Annotated in this window: 1 protein-coding gene and 1 pseudogene; one reads left to right on the top strand and one right to left on the bottom strand. The window is 37.4% G+C overall.

Going from position 1 to position 1,104, the window contains the following annotated elements:
* Positions 1-42: 42 nt before the first annotated feature.
* Positions 43-894 carry a hypothetical protein gene (locus ACFO4R_RS09070; RefSeq protein WP_379788777.1) on the top strand — a complete coding sequence of 284 codons (852 nt, stop codon included), beginning with the start codon at positions 43-45 and terminating at the stop codon, positions 892-894.
* A 43-nt stretch (positions 895-937) separates the two neighbouring features.
* Here the strand turns inward: ACFO4R_RS09070 and ACFO4R_RS09065 are convergent.
* Positions 938-1,104 (bottom strand): annotated as a pseudogene (locus tag ACFO4R_RS09065) (IS5/IS1182 family transposase); the annotation flags it as partial.

Genomic DNA, 1,104 nt, shown 5'->3' with positions numbered 1-1,104 from the left:
GAGCAGTTCATTTGGCATCGATCGTTTTATGGTTAAGATGCCTTGTTTAATTTGTGTAGACACGCTCTAAAAGAAGGAGGAGATAGATTTTGTGAGAAAGAACTTGAGAAATACAATATAATCTATCCTTTTTATAGCCACTCTAATCGCTATAATCAAGGGGTGGGATCTTCATATGTAGGAGACTATTATATCCCGGGCTCCTCCCTGAAGGGAGCTTTAACATCGAAAGTAAATAGGGAAAAGCTTGATGGAGGAGTTTTGACGTGCACAGATATCCAAGTAAAGGCTTGTCAAATTGGGATCTTCTCTCTAAACAAAGTTCAATATTTGTACCCAAAGACAGCACAAAACAGCCGAGAGGAAGAACAACAGGGGCAAGAAAAGATTCCGAAATTGGAAGAGTTTTTTCCGAATATAGGAGTAGAGCACTTAAAATCGGGACAAGAGCTGACAGGAGAGATGGCAGTAGATGATTCAAAAATACTGTTAAACGATCTATGTAAAGATCTTAACAAACTGATGATATTAAAGATACAAAACTACAAAAATGAAGTGGATCGGATAACTAAGCCGAGGAGTGAAGAAAATCGAGCCCCTTTTAAAAAGTTAGCATCGGATAGTCGCTTTAAGATAAACGATTCTAAATCAAATAAGGATAACATTGAAGTACTGGAACATTTAGTGGAAGAATTAAATCGTTTGGAAAAAAGAGTTGATGAATATTCGACAACTCACAGTAAGAAAGCAGTTCTTTTCTTGGGAGGCTATAAAGGTCTTTTGGGATCCATAAGCGAAAACTTGGAGAATAAAGAAGAGTTTCAGTCTGCATTTTATATTGATAAGGCTACGAGGCTGCCGTTTGGGATTGTGCAGATAGAATTTTGTGAATAAAGATGGGTTATATATTGTAATTTTTAGAGTGTGTCTACACAAATTAAACAAGGCATCTTAACCATAAAACCATCGATGCCAAATGAATTGCTCCAACAAAGCAGGAGACGCTCTTTGCATAACGGGTAGCGATCCCTCGAAACTGTTTTAACTTCAAAAAGGTGTTCTCAACAAGATGGCGATACTCATAAAGAGCCTTATCGTACTCTC

Source organism: Filifactor villosus (assembly GCF_042652965.1).
GTDB classification, from domain to species: domain Bacteria; phylum Bacillota; class Clostridia; order Peptostreptococcales; family Filifactoraceae; genus Filifactor; species Filifactor villosus.
This window is presented reverse-complemented; position numbering and strand designations above follow the sequence as displayed.